Source organism: Candidatus Rokuibacteriota bacterium (genome assembly GCA_030647435.1).
GTDB lineage: Bacteria > Methylomirabilota > Methylomirabilia > Rokubacteriales > CSP1-6 > AR37.
In genome coordinates this window covers 16,628-33,157 of the sequence record JAUSJX010000130.1, presented here as the reverse complement: position 1 = coordinate 33,157, position 16,530 = coordinate 16,628, and the positions used below count along the sequence as shown (strand labels likewise).

Here is a 16,530-nt window from a genome sequence, read left to right as displayed (position 1 = left end):
AGCCGCGGGCAGCTCGTCCGTCGGGCCGCTCAGCCCAGACCTCCGCGATCGCCGGGCCGGGGGCTACTTGCGGCCGGTTTTCCGCGCCACGCCCGTCCGCACCGCGGCGTCCGCCACGGCGGCGGCCACGGTGGGCACCACCCGCGGGTCGAACATGGACGGCGTGATGTACTCCTCGTTCCGCTCGGAGTCGGCCACGATGCCCGCGAGCGCGTGCGCGGCCGCCAGCTTCATCTCGTCGTTGACGCTGCGCGCCCGCACGTCGAGCAGGCCGCGGAAGAAGCCGGGGAAGCAGCAGGAGTTGTTGATCTGGTTCGGATAGTCGGAGCGGCCCGTGGCCATGACGCGCACGTAGGGGCCGGCCTCCTCGGGCATGATCTCGGGCGTCGGGTTGGCCATGGCGAAGACGATCGGGTCGCGGTTCATCGTCTGGATGTCCTTGAGCGAGACGACACCGGGGCCGGAGAGCCCGATGAAGACATCGGCGCCCTTGAGCGCCTCGCCAGCCGAGCCGTGGAGCCCCTCGGGGTTCGTGTGCTCGGCGAACCACTGCTTCATCGAGTTCATGTTCTCCGTGCGCCCGCGGTAGATCGCCCCGGCCCGGTCGCAGCCGACGATGTGGCGCGCGCCCTCGAGCATCAGGAGCTTGGCCGTCGCGATGCCGGCGGCGCCCGCGCCGGTGAAAACGATGCGCACGTCGGGGAGCTTCTTGCCCACCACCTTGAGCGCGTTCAGCAGCGCCGCGAGGACGACGACGGCCGTGCCGTGCTGGTCGTCGTGGAAGACGGGGATGTCCAGATCGCGCTGGAGGCGCTCCTCGATCTCGAAGCAGCGCGGCGCCGAGATGTCCTCGAGGTTGATGCCTCCGAAGACGGGCGCGATGGCCTTCACGATCATCACGATCTCGTCCACGTTCTTGGTATTGAGGCAGAGCGGGAAGGCGTCCACGTCGGCGAACTCCTTGAAGATGAGCGCCTTGCCCTCCATGACGGGCTGCGCCCCGTTGGGGCCGATGTCCCCCAGGCCCAGCACCGCCGAGCCGTCCGAGACCACGGCGACCGTGTTCTGCTTGATGGTCAGCGTGTAAGCCTTCTCCGGGTCGTGGTGTATGGCCATACACACGCGCGCGACGCCGGGCGTGTAGGCCATGGACAGGTCGTCGCGCGTCTTGACCGGCACGCGGCCCTTGATCTCGATCTTGCCGCCCAGGTGCATCAGGAAGGTGCGGTCGGAGACGTGGACGACGGTGACGCCCTCGATGCCGCGGATGCGGTCGGTGATCCGCTGGCCGTGGGCCTCGTCGCTGGCCTTGAAGCTGATGTCGCGGGTGACCTCGCGCCCCACCTCGACGATGTCGATGGCGCCGATGTCGCCGCCCTCGGCGCCGATGGCGGACGTCACCTTGCCGAGCATGCCGGGGGTGTTGACGATGCGGACCCGAACGGTGAGGCTGTAGCTGGCTACCGGCGCATTGCTCATGAGAGCCTCCATGCGTGAGCTGTCGACTGGTCGTTGCGGGCGCGGCCCGAAAGTGAATGAGCCTTGAGAATAGACCCCACGGCCCTCCGGGGCAAGGGCCTTTGGAGGAGGCCGTCCTGCCCATTGCCAGCCGGCCGCGGGCGGCTGTACACTGCCGCTTGATGCGTGCCACCTGCCTCGCCGTCGCGCTCCTGCTCGCCGCCGCCTCCCCGGCTTGGGCGCAGCCCAGCCAAATCGTCATCTCCCAGCCCGCCGAGGCGACCACCATGGACCCCGGGCGGTCGACCCAGGTCCTGACGGTCAATTACTTCGTCAACCTCTATGACACCCTGACGCGCTGGGATACGGCGCTCCAGCTGCAGCCCGGGCTGGCGACGTCGTGGAAGACGATCAACGACATCACGTGGGAGTTCACGCTGCGGCCCGGCGTCAAGTTCCACGACGGGACTCCCTTCACGGCCGAGGACGTCAAGGCCACGTTCGAGCGCAACATGCAGCCGGGGAAGACCGTGGTCACGCCGGGCTTCACGACCATCGAGGCGGTGCAGGTGGTGAGCCCCAGCGTCATCCGCATCGTCACGAAGAAGCCCGACCCGCTCATCGCGGTGCGCATGGCCCAGATGGGCTCCCAGATCCTGCCTGCGCGGCTTATCACGGACGACGGCGTCAAGGAGCTGGCCCGACGCGCCGTGGGCACCGGCGCCTACCGCTTCGTCGAATGGGTCAAGGACGAGCGGCTCGTCATGCAGGCCAATCACGACTGGTGGGGGTGGGAGGGGAAGGCGCCGTCCGTCGAGCGCGTGATCTGGAAGCCGATCCCCGACGAGTTCCCGCGCATCGTCGCGCTCGAGAAGGGCGACGTGGACATCATCACCAACGTGCCGCCGGACCGCATGAAGGGCATCGCGGAGGGGCGGGCGACGAAGATCGTGACGGTCCCGGCCACGCGCACAGTCACGTTCTGGATGAACACGAACCAGCCGCCGCTGTCCGACAAGCGCGTGCGGCAGGCCATGCACTACGCCCTCGACGTCAACGGGATCGTGAAGAACCTCTACGCCGGCATGGGCAAGCCCTTCAGCGGGGGACTCGCCGACACCGACTTCGGCTACAACGCGGCGCTCAGACCCTACCCGTTCGACCCGGCGAAGGCGCGCGCGCTCCTTGCCCAGGCAGGCTTCGGAAGCGGCATCGACGTGACGCTCTACGCGGGCAGCGGCACCATGGTCAACGACAAGGCGCTCGTCGAAGCCATCGCGGACATGTGGGCCAAGGTTGGCATCCGCGCGCGCATCGAGATGATGGAGATGGGCGCCCGCCAGCGCATGAACAACGACCGCACGGTGCCGCCCTCGGGGATCATGCTGATCAACCCGCAGTCCACCCTGCTGGACGCCGACGGCAGCCTCTGGCGGCTCTTCCACCCGAGCGGTTTCGGCGGCAAGTACTGGATCGGCAACCAGCCTGGCCAGCGCTTCTACGAGTTGATGGAGCAGGCCCGCTACACGCTCGACCAGAAGAAGCGCAAGGCGATCTACGCCGAGGCGACGCAGATCATCCACGACGACAAGCCCTGGCTCGAGCTCTTCCAGGAGGTCGTGGTCTACGGCGTGAGCCGCCGCGTCTCGTTCAAGCCGCGCGCCGACTACCGCCTCATCGTGTCCGAGATGTCGCTCGCCCGCTGACGCTCGCTTCCCCCAATTTCATGGAGACCCGATGGCTCACCGCGGCATGAAGTTCGGCATTTTCCTGGCTCCCTTTCACAGGGTGGGGGAGAACCCGACGCTGGCGATCGACCGCGACATGGAGCTGATCGAGTGGCTCGACCACCTGGGGTACGACGAGGTCTGGGTCGGCGAGCACCACTCGGCGGGGTGGGAGCTGATCGCCTCGCCCGAGATCATGATCGCGGCCGCCGCCGAGCGCACGCGCCACATCAGGCTGGGCTCCGGCGTCACGAGCCTGCCCTACCACCACCCCTTTCTGGTCGCCCAGCGCTTCGTCCAGCTCGACCACATGACGCGCGGGCGCGCGATGCTCGGCTGCGGGCCCGGCGCCCTCGTCTCCGACGCCTACATGATGGGGATCGAGCCCGTCACCCAGCGCCGGCGCATGGACGAGGCGCTCGATGCCATCATGGCGCTCCTGCGCTGCGACGGGCCCGTGAGCATGAAGACCGACTGGTTCGAGCTGCGGGAGGCGCGGCTGCACCTCGCCCCCTACACGGACCCCCACTTCCCCATCGCGGTGGCGAGCGTGCTGACGCCCGCGGGCATGGTCAGCGCGGGCAAGCACGGCTTGGGCGTCCTTTCGCTCGGCGCGGGGCTGCCGGGCGGCCCCGAGGCGATCGCCGCGCACTGGCAGATCGCCGAGGAGACGGCGGCCCAGCACGGCAAGACCATGGACCGCGGACAGTGGCGCCTCGTCGTCAACGTCCACGTCGCCGAGGATGACGAGCTGGCGCTCCGACAAGTGCACGCCGGAGAGCGCCGTGAGACCGTGACGTACTTCGAGGAGACGCTGGGGCGGCCACCCGGCAGGGCGGACGACCCGCTCCGCGAGGGCGTCGCGGCCGGCACGACGCTCGTCGGCACGCCCGACACCGTGAGCAAGGGTATTGACCGCTTGGTGGATTTGTCGCGCGGCGGCTTCGGCGGCCTCCTCTTCCGCGCCCACGAATGGGCGAACCGCGAGGAGACGCTCAAGAGCTACGAGCTCTTCGCGCGCTACATCATGCCGCGCTTCCAGGGCTCGCTCGACAGCGTCGCCGGGTCGAACGAGTGGGCCCGCGCCAACCGCAAGACCATCTTCGGGCCGAACGTCGAGGCGATCCGCAAGGCGTTCACGGACGCCGGCCGCCCGGTGCCCAAAGAGTTCCTGTCGCGCACGACGGGCGGCGCCGACGCCGGGCCGATCGTGCCGGGCGGCGCGTGATCGGCGGACGTCCGCGGGCTAACGACCTTCCGGCTCGAGTCGGGCGATCGCCGGGAAGACCTCCGCCTCCGCCCGGCGCAGGTCCTCGACGAAGTCGACCTCCGTCCAGGGCAGCCCCGTCACGTCCACCGCCTCGACGTGCTGCCGGGTCACGAACAGATGCAGCGCGTCCTCGTACTCGCAGAGCCCGTGGCTCTGCTCGATCACCTGCTCGAGCAGGTGCACGAGGTCCGGGCCCGCCTCCGCTCCGCATTTGAAGAAGCCGATGCCCTCCCCGACGCGATCCCACGCCGTGGGCACCATTTTCTTCCCGAGGGCGATGACACGGTCCCGCCGCGTATAGAGCTTCACTTCCTCGCCCGTGTCGGCGAAGCCCCGATCGATCAGGAGCGCGTTCGCGGCCGCCGAGCGCACGAGGCGGCGCAGAAACTCGCGCGGGAACACGACGTCGGCGTCCATGATCAGCGTCGGCTCCCGGACGATCACGTCGCGCGCGCTGTAGAGGGATATCGACGAGCCCTTGCGGTAGGCGGGGTTGTGGACGCACTCGACCGTCATGCCGTGCTTCGCTGCCGCGGCAAGGGCCGTCACTTGATCCGCGCAGTGCCCGACCACGATCACGGCGCGCCGCACGCCGACCGCATGGAGCGCCTCCAGCATCCAGGCGAGGATCGCCCGGCCTCCGACCGGCAGGAGTGATTTTTGCGTGTGATCGGTCAACGGCGCAAGCCGGCCCGCCACACCCGCGGCGAGGATGACCGCCGTCAATTCATGGCCCAGCATCCGCTAAGAGTCGCATCCGGGAAGCGCCGTGTCCATAGTATCGTGTGTGCATGGGCGAGAGCGCGACCCGGCGGTCTGAGACGGAGCTGGCGGAGACGTTCGGGCGTGACGGCTTCGTGGCGGTACCGGGTCTGTTCGGCGAGGAGGAGATGCGGCGGATCTCGGCGTGGACCGACGAGCTCGGGGCTCTCCCCGAGGCGCCGGGCCGATGCATGATGTACTTCGAGCCGAGCCTGCTGCGCCCGGGCGAGCGCGTGCTCCAGCGGATCGAGAACTTCTGCCCCTTCCATGCCGGCTTCGCCGCGCTGTGCGACAGCGAGAAGCTGCGCGGCACGGTGTCCCGGCTCTTCGGCGAGCCGGCGGTGCTCTTCAAGGACAAGATCAACTTCAAGCTGCCCGGCGGCGACGGCTTCAAGCCCCATCAGGACCAGCAGGCCGGCTGGAGCGCCTACGCCGACCTGTTCATCACCGCCATGGTCAGCGTCGACCCGACCACCGCCGAGAACGGCTGCCTGGAGCTCTGCGCCGGACAACACCGGCAGGGCCTTCTGGGGGAAGAGTGGGCGCCCATGACCGACGGCGACATGCGCCGCCTGGATGCCCGTCCGGTGCCGACCCGGGCCGGTGACGCCGTGTTCTTCGATTCCTACACGCCGCACGCTTCAGGCCCGAATCTCACCGCCGAGCGGCGGCGCGTGCTCTACATTACCTTCAACCGCCGATCGGCCGGGGATCACCGCGTGCGCTACTATGCCGACAAGCGAAAGAGCTTCCCGCCCGATATCGAGCGTGATCCCACGCGCACATACACCTTTCGGGTCTGAGTCCCCGTCCGAGTCTGAATCCCTGTCGCGCGGATCTTGATTCCGACGGCCGATTCTGGTACTCATGACAATCGTGGAACCCAGACGATGACGGTCCGGCGGATTTTCCTGCTCGCTCTCGTGGCCTGCCTGTCGATCACTTCCCCTGCGCACGCCTACCTCGATCCCGGGACCGGCAGCATGCTCCTCTCGGCCATCATCGGCGTGGCGGCGGGGGTGGGGCTGGCGCTCAAGCTGTTCTGGTACCGGCTCGTCGGCTTGCTTCGCGGCAAGAAGGGCGGACGTCCCGACGCCCGATGAAGATATGGGAGGACTGGAAGAGCTACCGCGCCTTCCAGAAGCTTCCGTCGCGCGACCGCGGCATCGTCTTCTACTCCGAAACCTACCAGGACTGGCACCACCTCCAGCCGCTCATCGACTTCCTCATCGAGCGCCTGTCCCGGACGGTCTGCCACGTCACCTCCGAGCAGACCGTGCCCGTGCCGTCCCCGTCCAACTCCGGCCTGCACGCCTTCCGCATCCGCTCAGGCGCCCTGCGCACCTGGTTCTTCCAGATGCTCAAGGCCGACGTCATGGTTCTGACGATGCTGGACCTCCAGAACTTCCAGCTCAAGCGATCGGTCCACCCCGTGCGCTACGTCTACGTGTTCCATAGCATGGGCAGCACGCACATGGTGGATCACGAGAACTCGTACGACCACTACGACGACCTCTTCTGCACCGGGCCCCATCACGTCGCCGAGATCCGCCGGCGCGAGGAGCTGAAGGGTCTGGCGCCGAAGCACCTGTTCGCCTACGGCTATCCGCGGCTCGAGCGTCTCGTCGAGCTGGCCGCCGCCCACTCGCGGGCGCCGTCGGGCACGGTCACCGCGCTGCTCGCGCCGACGTGGGGCGAGCACTCCATCCTGCACGTCTGCGGTGAGCCGTTGATCGCCGCCCTGCTGGACGCCGGCATCCACGTGATCCTGCGGCCGCACTACCAGACGGCCCGGCTCGCGCCGCGTCTCGTTCAGCGCCTGGTCACCCGGTTCGGGCCCGACCGGCGCTTCCGCCATGTGGACCGGATGGAGGAGAGCGCCTCGCTGCTCGAGTCCGACCTCTTGATCTGTGATTGGTCCTCCATGGCCATCGAGTACGCCCTGGCTCTCGGCAAGCCGGTGCTCTTCGTCGATGTCCCGCCCCGCGTGCGGAACCCGACGTACGCGGAGCTGGGTCTCGAGCCGATGGAGATGCGCATCCGTCGGGAGCTCGGGACCGTGCTGCCGCTCGATCGAGTGGCGGATGCGCCGCAGCGCGCGGCGGAGCTGCTCCGGGGCGCGGCGGAGTTCCGTACACGCAGTGCGGCGTTGCGGGATGCATGGGCCTTCAACGTCGGCCGGAGCGTGGAGGTGGGGGCGCGGGAGATTGCCCGCATCGCGGACGAGCGGGCGGGCGCCGGGGCTTCGGGCGCCGCGCTTCACGCGGGGCGCCGGCCTAGCGGAGAGAAGTGAGCGCGAGAAGGCGGCTGCTCCGCTGGGGAAGCTGGTTCGCCGTCCTCAACGCGGCGCTCCTGGCTGGGGTCGGCCTGCGCTACCTCTGGTACTACTCCGCGCTCCAACCCTCGCTCGCCTGGATCTACGCGGTCCCCGCCTTCCTGGGCCAGATGACCGCGCTCGGGTACATTCCGTTCCTCCTGCTGGTCCCCGTGATGGTGCTGGTTCCGCGGCCTCAAGTGGTCGTGCCCCTCGGCGTCTTTCTGGCCAGCGCCGTTCTCAGCTTCATGGTCCTCGACAGCCTGGTCTTCGCCGAGAACCGGTACCACGTCGGCGTCCTGACCTTCCTCCTGCTGGCGCCGCTGACCTGGGCGTTTCTCGCGCTCTACTTCCTCGTCGGGGTGGCCATCGAGGCGATGCTGGCGCTCTGGGTCTGGAAGCGCAGCGCGGTCCCCCCGCGGCGTCGCATCGGGAGGTATCTGGCGCTGGGCCTCGGGATCTGCTTCGTGGCGAGCCACCTCGCCCACGCGTGGGCCGAGGCGCACAGTTACGTGCCGGTGACCGCGTTCACCCGGTACCTGCCGCTGTACTTCCCGCTCAAAGACTCGCGGCGGATGGCGAGGCTCGGCCTCGTGGATGAAGCCCGGGCGCGGGAGCACAGGCTCGTCACCGCCCTCGGCCGGCCGCCCGACGGCGAGCTCAACTACCCGCTGGCCCCCCTGCGGTGCGAGCCACGCCACCCGATGCTCAACGTCCTGCTCGTCGTGGTCGACGCCATGCGCGCCGATGTCCTCGCGCCCAACGCCGCGCCGAGGCTCGCCGAGTTCGCGCAGGGCGCGACCCGGTTCGATGCGCACTACAGCGGCGGGAACGCGTCGCGGGCCGGCATGTTCTCCCTGTTTTACGGGCTCCCCGCGACCTACTGGGACGCCTTCGCCGACCTCGGCCAGCCACCGGTGCTGATGGACCTCTTCCGGAAGTACGACTACCAGCTCGGCCTGTTCTCCAGCTCTCCCGTGTACGGCTGGGTCGTCGAGCTGGATCGGACGGTCCTGGCCCGCATCCCGAACCTGCGCCGCGAGACGATCTCCCCCGTCCCAGGGTCCGCCGCGAGGGACCGGATTTTGACGGATGAGTGGTACGACTGGCTTGACCGGCGGGACCCGTCGCGTCCCTTCTTCGGGTTCCTCTACTACAATGCCGCGGCCGCTTTCGAGCCACCCGACGACTACCCCCCGGCCGTGCCGGTCCCGCCGGGCGCGTCGGAGTGGGTCCGCCGGCACTCCCGCTACCTGACCGCCGTGCGCTTCCTCGACGCCCTGATCGGGCGGGTGCTCGACGACCTGGCGCGCCGGAAGCTCGACGAGCGCACCGTAGTCATCGTCACGTCCGATCACGGCATGGAGTTCGATGAGAACGGGCAGGGCTTCACGGGACACGGAACGGCCTACAGCGAGCTCCAGATGCACACGCCGCTGGTCATCCGCTGGCCGGGGCGGCCGCCGGGGCGCGTCCTTCGCCGAACCTCCCACAACGACGTGGCGCCGACCCTGCTCACCGAGCTGTTCGGCTGCGCGAATCCGCCCTCCGACTACGCGAGCGGCCAGAGCCTTTTTTCCGACAGCCAATGGGAATGGCTCATCGGCGCCAGCCACCTCGACTTCGCCTTGATCGAGCCGGAACGGGTGACCATCGTCCGCCCGAACGGCTACGAGATCCGCGACCGGAACTATCGCCTCGTCCAGAACCCGCAGCTCCCCAACGCGGGCCTGCGGGCTGCGCTCGCGGAGATGCGCCGGTTCTACCGATAGCTGCGCTGCTGGCGATAGCTGCGCTGCTGGCGATAGCGGCGCGGCTGGCGATAGCGACACGGCTGGGCGGGCGAAGGGGGCCGTCGGGGATCGGCCGCCAACCGCTCCGGATTGCCGGGCTGCTCCTCCTCGCGTGCGCGACCGCCCTGCCTGTCTCGGCCGACGAGACGGGCGGCAACCGGGTCCGCGTGACGACCAGCCGTCTCGACCTGGTGTTCTCCCTCGATGGCGCCAGCCCCGTCGCGTGGCGCGCCTGTCATCCGTCCTGCGCGCAGGCCGATGTGGGGCAGGGGATGTCCGTCCGCTTCACCGGCCGCGATGATCCGCCTCAGGCGCGGCTCTACCTTCGCGGCCCTGGTCCGCCCGTGGATCTCCAGGGCCTGCGCTTCACCGCCGACCTCACCGAGGGCGCACGCGCCCGGATGGTGACCTTCCGCTCCGACCTGCCGGGCGGCGGCGTGCGCATGGCCAAGTCGTTCGAGGTCTCGCGGGAGGGCTACGAGGTCGTGATGACGGTGCGACTGAGTGGAGAGAAGGCCGCCGCGTTCACGGCGGGCCGGCGCCTCGAGCTCGAGCTGGGCGCGGGGCGAGGTCTCCTCCCGGCGCCCGCACCAGGCTTCTCCGCGATGCTCGACCGCGTGAGCCGGGTGGTCATCGCTGGAGGCGGCGTCCGCGCCGTCGGCGACGACGCCCGAGACCCCACGCCTCTCGGCGCGGGCGACTGGGTGGGATTCCGCGGCCGATTCTGGGCGGTGTTCCTGCGTCCCGGCGACGCCGGCGTCCTCGAGCCTCGGTCCGGCGCGAGCGCCGCCCTCGTCACGGCCGACCCGCCAGGACGGCTCTCGTGGCGCTACACCTTCTACTCGGGGCCGCTGGAGAGCCGCGCGCTGACCCGCGCCGACCCGGGCCTCGAACGGCTGCTCTTCTCCGGGCTCTGGTCCTGGCTGCGCGCGCTGAGCCTGGCGCTCCTGTTCCTCCTCCACGGGCTGACCGCGCTCGTCGGCCAACCCGGCCTCGCGATCGTCGCCCTCGCGGTGTCCGTCAAGGTCCTCCTCCTGCCGCTGACGGTCGTGGCCGAGCGCTGGCAGGAGCAGGTCAACGCCACACAGGCGCGGCTTCAGCCAGGGCTCGACGCCATCAAGGCGGCCCATCGGGGCGAGGAGCGCGCGCGGCGCACGCTGGCCCTGTACCGTGAGGAGGGTGTCCACCCGCTGTACACGCTGAGGAGCCTGCTCGGCGTCCTGATCCAGCTGCCCGTGTTCGTCGCCGTGTTCGACATGCTGGCGGAGGACTTCGATCTCAGCCGGGTGGGGTTTCTCTGGATCCAGGACCTGTCGAGGCCGGACGAGCTGTTGCGGCTGCCCGTGTGCCTGCCGTTCTTCGGGTGCTACCTGAACCTGCTGCCGTTCCTGATGAGCGGCGTATCGCTGGCGGCCCTGCTCCGGTTCCGCTCCTCCGCTCTCACGCCCTCTCTCGTTCGCAGGCAGCGCAGAAACCTGACGGGCATGACCCTGCTGTTCTTCCTGCTCTTCTACACCTTTCCCGCCGGAATGGTCCTCTACTGGACCTCGACAAACGCCGTCCAGCTCGCCGCCCAAGAAGTGAAACGCCGCCTCGGCCGAGCAGGCCGCCGATAAGGGCCCATCTGCGAGGCGGCGCCCGAGGGCCGCAGGCCGGCGAGAAGGGTCCAGATGCGAGGCGGCGAGGGATGCGACGAGCGAGGCGTACTCTCCGTACGTTTCGCTAAGAGCGACCGAGCCAACGAAGCAGATGGGCCCTTATCGGCGGCCTGCCAGCGTGGGCACGACGTCCTCGCCGGCGGGCGCGGCCTGGTACGCGAGGCGGGCATTGGACATGGCCTTGCTCCAGCTGTCCTTGGCCATGTAGCAGCGGGCGATGTAGACGTACGCGAGCCGGCGCGTGCTGTCGAGCTCGAAGACCCGCTCGAACTTGACGATGGCCTCGTCGTATTTCTTGTCCAGGTAGAGCTGCTGCCCCTCCTTCATCACCGAGTCGGCCGTCTCGAAGCCGAGCCAGGCGCACCCGCCGAGCAGGGAGGCTTTCACGAGCCACGCCACCACGGCCACTCCACGACTCCGCCGACCGACGATGCCGCCCTCCTTAGAGCGTCGTGAGCCCGGCCGGACAGCTGACGCCCGTTCCGCCGATCCCGCAGTAGCCCCGCGGGTTCTTCGCGAGGTACTGCTGGTGGTAGTCCTCCGCGTAGTAGAAGTCGGGCGCCTGCCGGATCTCGCTCGTGATCGCCTTGTAGCCCGCCTTGCCCAGCGCCCGCTGATACGCGTCCTTCGACGCCTCGGCGGCTCGGAGCTGCGCGTCGCCGTAGCAGTAGATGGCGGAGCGGTACTGGGTGCCCGTGTCATTGCCCTGGCGCATGCCCTGGGTCGGGTCGTGGCCCTCCCAGAAGAGGCGGAGCAGCCTGTCGTAGGAAATCGCGGCGGGTTCGAAAACCACGCGCACGGCTTCCGTATGCCCCGTCAGGCCGCTGCAGACTTCCTCGTAGGTCGGGTTGGGTGTGAAGCCGCCCGCATAGCCGACCGAGGTCGAGTAGACGCCCCCCGCCTGCCAGAAGATCCGCTCAGCGCCCCAGAAGCAGCCCATGCCGAAGAGCGCCAGCTCCGTGCCGGCGGGGAAAGGCGGCTCGAGGTGCGCGCCGCTCACGAAATGCGCCGCGGGCGCCGGCATGGCCGCCGCGCGGCCGGGAAGCGCCTCGTCCTCCGCGATCATCGAGAGCTTGTGGAGACCGAACATGGGTGCCCTCCGGTTACAAGACGACTTTCTTGTCGCGCAGCTCGCGGATCCTCGAAGGCGCCAGGCCGCACTCGGCCAGGATCTGGTCGGTGTGCTCGCCGCGGAGCGGCGCGGCGCGCCGCACGCCCGGCGCCATCCGCGAGAACTTGAGCGGCGTCCCGACCACGGGGATCTCGCCGAGCGTGGGGTGCGTCACCTTCTGGACGATACCGCGCTCGATCGTCTGCGGGTCGGTCATCACCTCGGCCACGGTGTTGACGGGCGTGGCGGGGACGTCGGCCTCCGCCAGGAGCTTCAAGAGTGGCTCGCGGTCCCGCTCGCCGATCACCCGCTCCAGCAGCGTCTCGAGCTCGACACGATTCTTGACCCGCTGCTGGTTGACCGCGAATCGCGGGTCGGCCGCCAGGTCGTCGAGGCCGAGCGCGCCCACGAGCTTCAGCCAGAAGCGGTCGTTGGCCGCGGCGATGAAGATCCACTGGCCGTCCTTGCACTTGAAGTTGCGGTAGGGCGAGAGCGACGGATGCCCCGAGCCGAGCGCCTTGGGGACGGCGCCGGTCAGGAGGTAGCCCTCGGCGTGGAAGGCCAGCAGGCTCACCGCGGTCTCGAGGAGCGAGCCGTCGACCCGCTGGCCGAGCCCGGTGCGCTCCCGCTGGATCAGGGCGGCGCAGACGCCCATTGCGCAAAGTATGCCCGTCGAGAGATCCAGGAAGGACACGCCCGCGCGCACCGGCTGGCCGCCCGGCTCACCGGTGATGGACATGATGCCGGAGAAGGCCTGCATGAGCGCCTCGTAGCCCGGCGCGTCCTTGCGCGGGCCTGTCCGGCCGAAGGCCGAGACGGAGCAGTAGATGAGCCGGGGATTGATCGCCGCCAGCGCCTCGTAGCCGAGGCCGAAGCTCTCCATGGTGCCCGTGCGGAAGTTCTCGATGAGGACGTCGGAGGACCCGACGAGGGTCTTGACGACCTCGACCGCCTCCGGGGCCTTGAGATCGAGCGTCATGCCGCGCTTGTTGCGGTTGAAGAGGAGATAGGCCGCGGCTTCGCCGTCCTTGTGGGGCGGCCAGGTGCGGGACTCGTCGCCGCCGCCCGTGTCCTCCACCTTGATGACGTCGGCCCCGAGGTCGGCCAGGAGAGCGCCGCACCAGGGGCCGGCGATGACGCGGGAGAGATCGAGCACGCGGACGCCGTCGAGGGCGAGGGGGAAGGTGGCCATGCCCGCTACTATACCGCGCCCCGTGTTACACTCCAGCGGCGGTAAAAGTTTGTGCCGGGCAAGGAGAATGACGATGGCGCGTGCATGGATCTGGGTCGTGGCGGCGGCGGACGACAAGCCCTCGGGCACCGTGACGATCGAGAGCAAGTTCACGTTCGCCTAGCGCCTCATGGCCCAGGAGAGCGACAGCCGCTTTTACGCGAGGGTGTTCTGGCTGACCGCGGCCGCGCTGCTGGCGCTGGCCCTCCTGAGCATCCTCAAGCCCTTCTTCGAATCCATCCTGTGGGCGGGGTTGCTCGCTTTTCTCCTCGCGCCCGTCACGCGCCGGCTCACGCGCGCCTTCCGCGGGCGCCGGAGTCTCGCGGCCTTGCTCGTGACGCTGGCGGGGGCGCTCTTCGTCCTGATCCCGGCCGTCGTCACCGCGGTCGTCTTCGCCGGCCAGGCGTCCGAGCTCGTCGCCAAGCTCCAGGAACTCGCCGACCGGTACAAGATCGCCCAGGCGAGCGACGTCTTTCTGGTGCCGGCCCTCGACCGCCTCGTCCAGTGGATCAGCAGGCTCGTATCCGTGTCACCGGAGCAGATCCAGGGCTTGGCGATCCAAGGCTCCAAGTCGCTGCTGATCCTCCTCGTCGCCTCTAGCGGCGCCTTCTTCGCCGGCGTGCTGGGTGTGGTTGTCGAGGTGACCCTGACCCTCTTCCTCCTATTCTTCTTCGTGCGCGACGGCGAGCGGGCGGTGGCGCGCGGCCTGACCATGATCCCGCTGAGCGCCGAGCGGAAGGAGCACCTGGTCGGCCACCTCTCGGCCGTGACGCGGGCGGTGGCCCTGGGGACGCTCCTCACGGCCGTGTGCCAAGGGACGCTGGTCGGCCTCAGCTTCGCGTTCACGGGCCTGCCGTCTCCCGTCGTCTTCGGTGTCCTGGCCTCGCTGGCGGCGCTCATCCCGCTGGTGGGCTCAGCCCTGGTATGGGTCCCCGCAGCGATTGTGCTTGTCGCGCACGGGCGGGTGGGCGCCGCCATCTTCCTCGCCTTCTGGGGCCTGGTGGTGGTCTCCCTGGTGGACAATATCGTCAAGCCGCTCGTCGTCTCCGGCCGGGCACAGATCTCGACGCTGCCCGTGCTCCTCGGTCTGATGGGCGGCCTCGCGACATTCGGCGCCATCGGCATCATCCTCGGTCCCGTGGTGGTCGCCCTCGTGCTCGCCCTCTTTCGCTTCGCCGAAGAGGAACACGGAGCCTGAGCCCGGCCGCTGCGCCGCCGCCACGCGGGCAGCGCCTCTGGGTTGGCCTCGCGGCGATGATCGTCCTGGCGGCGGCCGTGGTCGTCGGCTGGAAGCTCCTCTCCGGCTTAGAGCCCAACAGGGCGACTAAAGGCAGGCTGGTGGCGTACGTCGGTGACCGCTCCTGCGCCGAGTGCCACGCGAAGCAGAGCAACGAGTGGCTGGGCTCGCATCATCAGCGCGCCATGCAGCCCGCGACGGCCGAGACCGTCTTGGGCGACTTCAACGGCGTGTGCCATGTCCGGGGTCAGGTCTTGCATTACGACATCAGGCACCCAGGACTGGGCTAGCCGCGATTAACCGGGCCCGGAAATGTAGGAATGCAAGACCTGACCCCGGCCAAACGGTCTAGCCGACGGGGATGGGGCGGCCGTCCACGACCGTGGGGCCGGCGCCGGCGATCGTGGTCCGGTGCATGACCCGGCGGTGACGCTGTTCGTCCCACGGGCGACCGCGGTGAAGCACGCAGCGGTTGTCCCACATGACGAGGTCGTTCCGTTTCCAGACGTGGCAGTAGACGAACTGGGGCTGAGTCGCGAATTCCAGCAGCTCCTTCAGCAGCGCGCGGCCTTCCTCCACCGGCCTGCCGATGATGTACGAGGCGTGGGAGCCCAGGTAGAGGGACTTCCTGCCCGTCGCCGGGTGGGTTCTCACCACCGCCTGCTGGATCGGCGGGACGATGGCCCGCTCCGCGTCGGTGAACTGGTCGTAGCCGATGAGCCCCCGCGAGTAGACGAAACTGTGCTCGGCGACGAGCGCATCGAGCCCTCGGCGGCGCTCGGCCGGCAGGGCATCCCACGCGCCGCGGAGATCGGCGTACTCGGTCTCGCCGCCGTGCGGCGGCACCTCGCGGCCCGAGAGGAGCGAGGCCATGGCCGGCACGCGCTTGAAGGAGCTGTCGCTGTGCCAGAGGCGGTTGCCCGCGTTGTAGATGGAGCGCTCGTCGTCCGGGGCGTAGAGCCGGCCGTCGGCGTCCACGTTGGAGAGGTCGGAGACTTCAGCGCGCGCCACGGCCCGCGGCCTGTCCTTGCGGATGCTGACCTCGAGGGGGCCGAAGCGCTCGCTGAAGGCGATCTGCTGCTCGTCGCTCTGCGGTTGCTCGGGGAAGACCAGCACGGCGTCGCGGTGGAAGGCGTCCCGCACCTGGCCGAAGTCGCCGTCGTCGAGCGGCTTCGAGAGATCGAGCCCGCTGACTCTCGCGACAAAGTCTCCCCGGACGGACGCCACCAGGATCCCCATCTCAGGCCTCCTCTTCCGTGAAGACGGCTCCCAGAGCCGGATGCGGGCCCTCCGGCAGCGCCAACGTGCGCAGGCTCGCCAGCTCGATCGCGATCGGACCCTCATTCTGGACTGGGTCGATTTCCACGGCAAGCCTCATGAACGAGCCCGGCCATCTGAAGACGAGGCTGCCGCGCGGCCCGTCGGCCGTCTTCCCCTGAAGCACCGTGCCCCACTGGGTCACGGCGCGCTCGCGCGACTGAGCCCGCATGCGGAGCCCCAGCAGCGTCACGGGCGGCGGGGGCGAGGGCACTCCCGGTGGAGGCGTGGAGGGATGCGGCGTGCCGTGAGACGGCCCGGGCTGGGCGAACTGGACGACGATGCCGAGCGCCTGCTTGGGATGAAGGAACGCTTCCCTCCACGTCGGGTCGGAATCGTCACGGCCGACGATGTCGTATCCCGCCGCCTCGGCCCGCGTGGAGACGTCGTCGAGGCTCGGCACCTTGAAGGTGACGTGGTGGACGCCGGGGCCGCGCTCGGCGAGAAATCGGTGGAGGAAGCCCGACGTGCCGAGCGGCTCGATGATCTCGATAGAGCCGCCGCCGTCGAAGCGGTAGGTGCCCCAGGTGAAGGACCCCGACGTGTGGCCGGAGTCGGGGATGCCGCCAAGATTCCCCGCGAGGAAGGGCGCCGCGTCGGCCATCGTCGGCATGCCAATGGCGACGTGGTCGAAGAGGATGCGGTCCACCCG

16 protein-coding genes are annotated in these 16,530 nt (G+C 69.3%); 9 read left to right on the top strand and 7 right to left on the bottom strand.

Translation table 11 applies throughout. The features are described from left to right. Window positions 1-63 precede the first annotated feature (63 nt). Window positions 64-1,479, bottom strand: a complete 1,416-nt coding sequence (locus Q7W02_22550) for an NAD-dependent malic enzyme (protein ID MDO8478925.1) — start codon at window positions 1,477-1,479, stop codon at window positions 64-66. Window positions 1,480-1,640: 161 nt separating this feature from the next. On the opposite strand from Q7W02_22550, the gene Q7W02_22545 reads away from it, so the two are divergent. Together Q7W02_22545 and Q7W02_22540 are read left to right on the top strand one after the other, a co-directional pair. After that, on the top strand, window positions 1,641-3,164 hold the full coding sequence (locus tag Q7W02_22545) for an ABC transporter substrate-binding protein (GenBank protein ID MDO8478924.1): 1,524 nt from the start codon (window positions 1,641-1,643) through the stop codon (window positions 3,162-3,164). Window positions 3,165-3,195: 31 nt separating this feature from the next. Next, window positions 3,196-4,413 carry an LLM class flavin-dependent oxidoreductase gene (locus Q7W02_22540; protein MDO8478923.1) on the top strand — a complete coding sequence of 406 codons (1,218 nt, stop codon included), beginning with the start codon at window positions 3,196-3,198 and terminating at the stop codon, window positions 4,411-4,413. Between the two features lie 18 nt (window positions 4,414-4,431). On the opposite strand, the gene Q7W02_22535 is transcribed toward Q7W02_22540, so the two are convergent. After that, window positions 4,432-5,196 (bottom strand): phosphocholine cytidylyltransferase family protein, encoded by a 765-nt coding sequence (locus Q7W02_22535; GenBank protein ID MDO8478922.1) that lies wholly within the window; start codon window positions 5,194-5,196, stop codon window positions 4,432-4,434. Between the two features lie 50 nt (window positions 5,197-5,246). On the opposite strand from Q7W02_22535, the gene Q7W02_22530 reads away from it, so the two are divergent. From Q7W02_22530 to yidC, 5 genes are all read left to right on the top strand, one after another. Further along, the gene (locus tag Q7W02_22530) at window positions 5,247-6,020 is read left to right on the top strand and encodes a phytanoyl-CoA dioxygenase family protein (GenBank protein MDO8478921.1); all 774 of its coding nucleotides are present in this window, start codon (window positions 5,247-5,249) and stop codon (window positions 6,018-6,020) included. Between the two features lie 87 nt (window positions 6,021-6,107). After that, a complete protein-coding gene (locus tag Q7W02_22525) occupies window positions 6,108-6,320 on the top strand; it encodes a hypothetical protein (GenBank protein MDO8478920.1) in 213 nt (70 codons plus the stop codon). Then, the gene (locus Q7W02_22520) at window positions 6,317-7,510 is read left to right on the top strand and encodes a CDP-glycerol glycerophosphotransferase family protein (protein ID MDO8478919.1); all 1,194 of its coding nucleotides are present in this window, start codon (window positions 6,317-6,319) and stop codon (window positions 7,508-7,510) included. The genes Q7W02_22525 and Q7W02_22520 overlap by 4 nt, the downstream gene beginning before the upstream one ends. Continuing rightward, entirely contained in the window at window positions 7,507-9,303 is a 1,797-nt protein-coding gene (locus Q7W02_22515; GenBank protein MDO8478918.1) for a DUF3413 domain-containing protein, read from the top strand. Before Q7W02_22520 ends, Q7W02_22515 begins: the two co-directional genes overlap by 4 nt. Before the next feature lie 188 nt (window positions 9,304-9,491). Beyond that, on the top strand, window positions 9,492-10,940 hold the full coding sequence (gene yidC, locus Q7W02_22510) for a membrane protein insertase YidC (GenBank protein MDO8478917.1): 1,449 nt from the start codon (window positions 9,492-9,494) through the stop codon (window positions 10,938-10,940). 141 nt (window positions 10,941-11,081) lie between these two features. Here yidC and Q7W02_22505 read toward each other — a convergent pair whose 3' ends face one another. Genes Q7W02_22505 through Q7W02_22495 form a run of 3 tightly spaced genes read right to left on the bottom strand, consistent with a single transcriptional unit; the run spans window position 11,082 to window position 13,285 of the window. Beyond that, the gene (locus Q7W02_22505) at window positions 11,082-11,381 is read right to left on the bottom strand and encodes a hypothetical protein (protein ID MDO8478916.1); all 300 of its coding nucleotides are present in this window, start codon (window positions 11,379-11,381) and stop codon (window positions 11,082-11,084) included. Between the two features lie 43 nt (window positions 11,382-11,424). Next, window positions 11,425-12,072 carry a peptide-methionine (S)-S-oxide reductase MsrA gene (gene msrA, locus Q7W02_22500; protein ID MDO8478915.1) on the bottom strand — a complete coding sequence of 216 codons (648 nt, stop codon included), beginning with the start codon at window positions 12,070-12,072 and terminating at the stop codon, window positions 11,425-11,427. Window positions 12,073-12,085: 13 nt separating this feature from the next. Then, window positions 12,086-13,285 carry a CoA transferase gene (locus Q7W02_22495; protein MDO8478914.1) on the bottom strand — a complete coding sequence of 400 codons (1,200 nt, stop codon included), beginning with the start codon at window positions 13,283-13,285 and terminating at the stop codon, window positions 12,086-12,088. A 169-nt stretch (window positions 13,286-13,454) separates the two neighbouring features. On the opposite strand from Q7W02_22495, the gene Q7W02_22490 reads away from it, so the two are divergent. Next, a complete protein-coding gene (locus tag Q7W02_22490; protein ID MDO8478913.1) occupies window positions 13,455-14,522 on the top strand; it encodes an AI-2E family transporter in 1,068 nt (355 codons plus the stop codon). Window positions 14,523-14,578: 56 nt separating this feature from the next. After that, window positions 14,579-14,851, top strand: a complete 273-nt coding sequence (locus Q7W02_22485; protein ID MDO8478912.1) for a multiheme c-type cytochrome — start codon at window positions 14,579-14,581, stop codon at window positions 14,849-14,851. Window positions 14,852-14,909: 58 nt separating this feature from the next. Here the strand turns inward: Q7W02_22485 and Q7W02_22480 are convergent, their stop codons facing one another. Both Q7W02_22480 and Q7W02_22475 read right to left on the bottom strand, forming a co-directional pair. Continuing rightward, window positions 14,910-15,800, bottom strand: a complete 891-nt coding sequence (locus Q7W02_22480) for a TauD/TfdA family dioxygenase (GenBank protein MDO8478911.1) — start codon at window positions 15,798-15,800, stop codon at window positions 14,910-14,912. Window position 15,801: 1 nt separating this feature from the next. Further along, the gene (locus tag Q7W02_22475) at window positions 15,802-16,527 is read right to left on the bottom strand and encodes a VOC family protein (protein ID MDO8478910.1); all 726 of its coding nucleotides are present in this window, start codon (window positions 16,525-16,527) and stop codon (window positions 15,802-15,804) included. Between the last annotated feature and the right edge of the window lie 3 nt (window positions 16,528-16,530).

Bases quoted from the DNA above. Each gene is read 5' to 3' on its own strand.
- Q7W02_22490 (MDO8478913.1), top strand. From the start codon at position 13,455: ATGGCCCAGGAGAGCGACAGCCGCTTTTACGCGAGGGTGTTCTGGCTG.
- Q7W02_22545 (MDO8478924.1), top strand. From the start codon at position 1,641: ATGCGTGCCACCTGCCTCGCCGTCGCGCTCCTGCTCGCCGCCGCCTCC.
- Q7W02_22550 (MDO8478925.1), bottom strand. From the start codon at position 1,479: ATGAGCAATGCGCCGGTAGCCAGCTACAGCCTCACCGTTCGGGTCCGC.
- Q7W02_22525 (MDO8478920.1), top strand. From the start codon at position 6,108: ATGACGGTCCGGCGGATTTTCCTGCTCGCTCTCGTGGCCTGCCTGTCG.
- Q7W02_22535 (MDO8478922.1), bottom strand. From the start codon at position 5,196: ATGCTGGGCCATGAATTGACGGCGGTCATCCTCGCCGCGGGTGTGGCG.
- Q7W02_22520 (MDO8478919.1), top strand. From the start codon at position 6,317: ATGAAGATATGGGAGGACTGGAAGAGCTACCGCGCCTTCCAGAAGCTT.
- msrA (MDO8478915.1), bottom strand. From the start codon at position 12,072: ATGTTCGGTCTCCACAAGCTCTCGATGATCGCGGAGGACGAGGCGCTT.
- Q7W02_22540 (MDO8478923.1), top strand. From the start codon at position 3,196: ATGGCTCACCGCGGCATGAAGTTCGGCATTTTCCTGGCTCCCTTTCAC.
- Q7W02_22480 (MDO8478911.1), bottom strand. From the start codon at position 15,800: ATGGGGATCCTGGTGGCGTCCGTCCGGGGAGACTTTGTCGCGAGAGTC.
- Q7W02_22495 (MDO8478914.1), bottom strand. From the start codon at position 13,285: ATGGCCACCTTCCCCCTCGCCCTCGACGGCGTCCGCGTGCTCGATCTC.
- Q7W02_22530 (MDO8478921.1), top strand. From the start codon at position 5,247: ATGGGCGAGAGCGCGACCCGGCGGTCTGAGACGGAGCTGGCGGAGACG.
- Q7W02_22485 (MDO8478912.1), top strand. From the start codon at position 14,579: ATGATCGTCCTGGCGGCGGCCGTGGTCGTCGGCTGGAAGCTCCTCTCC.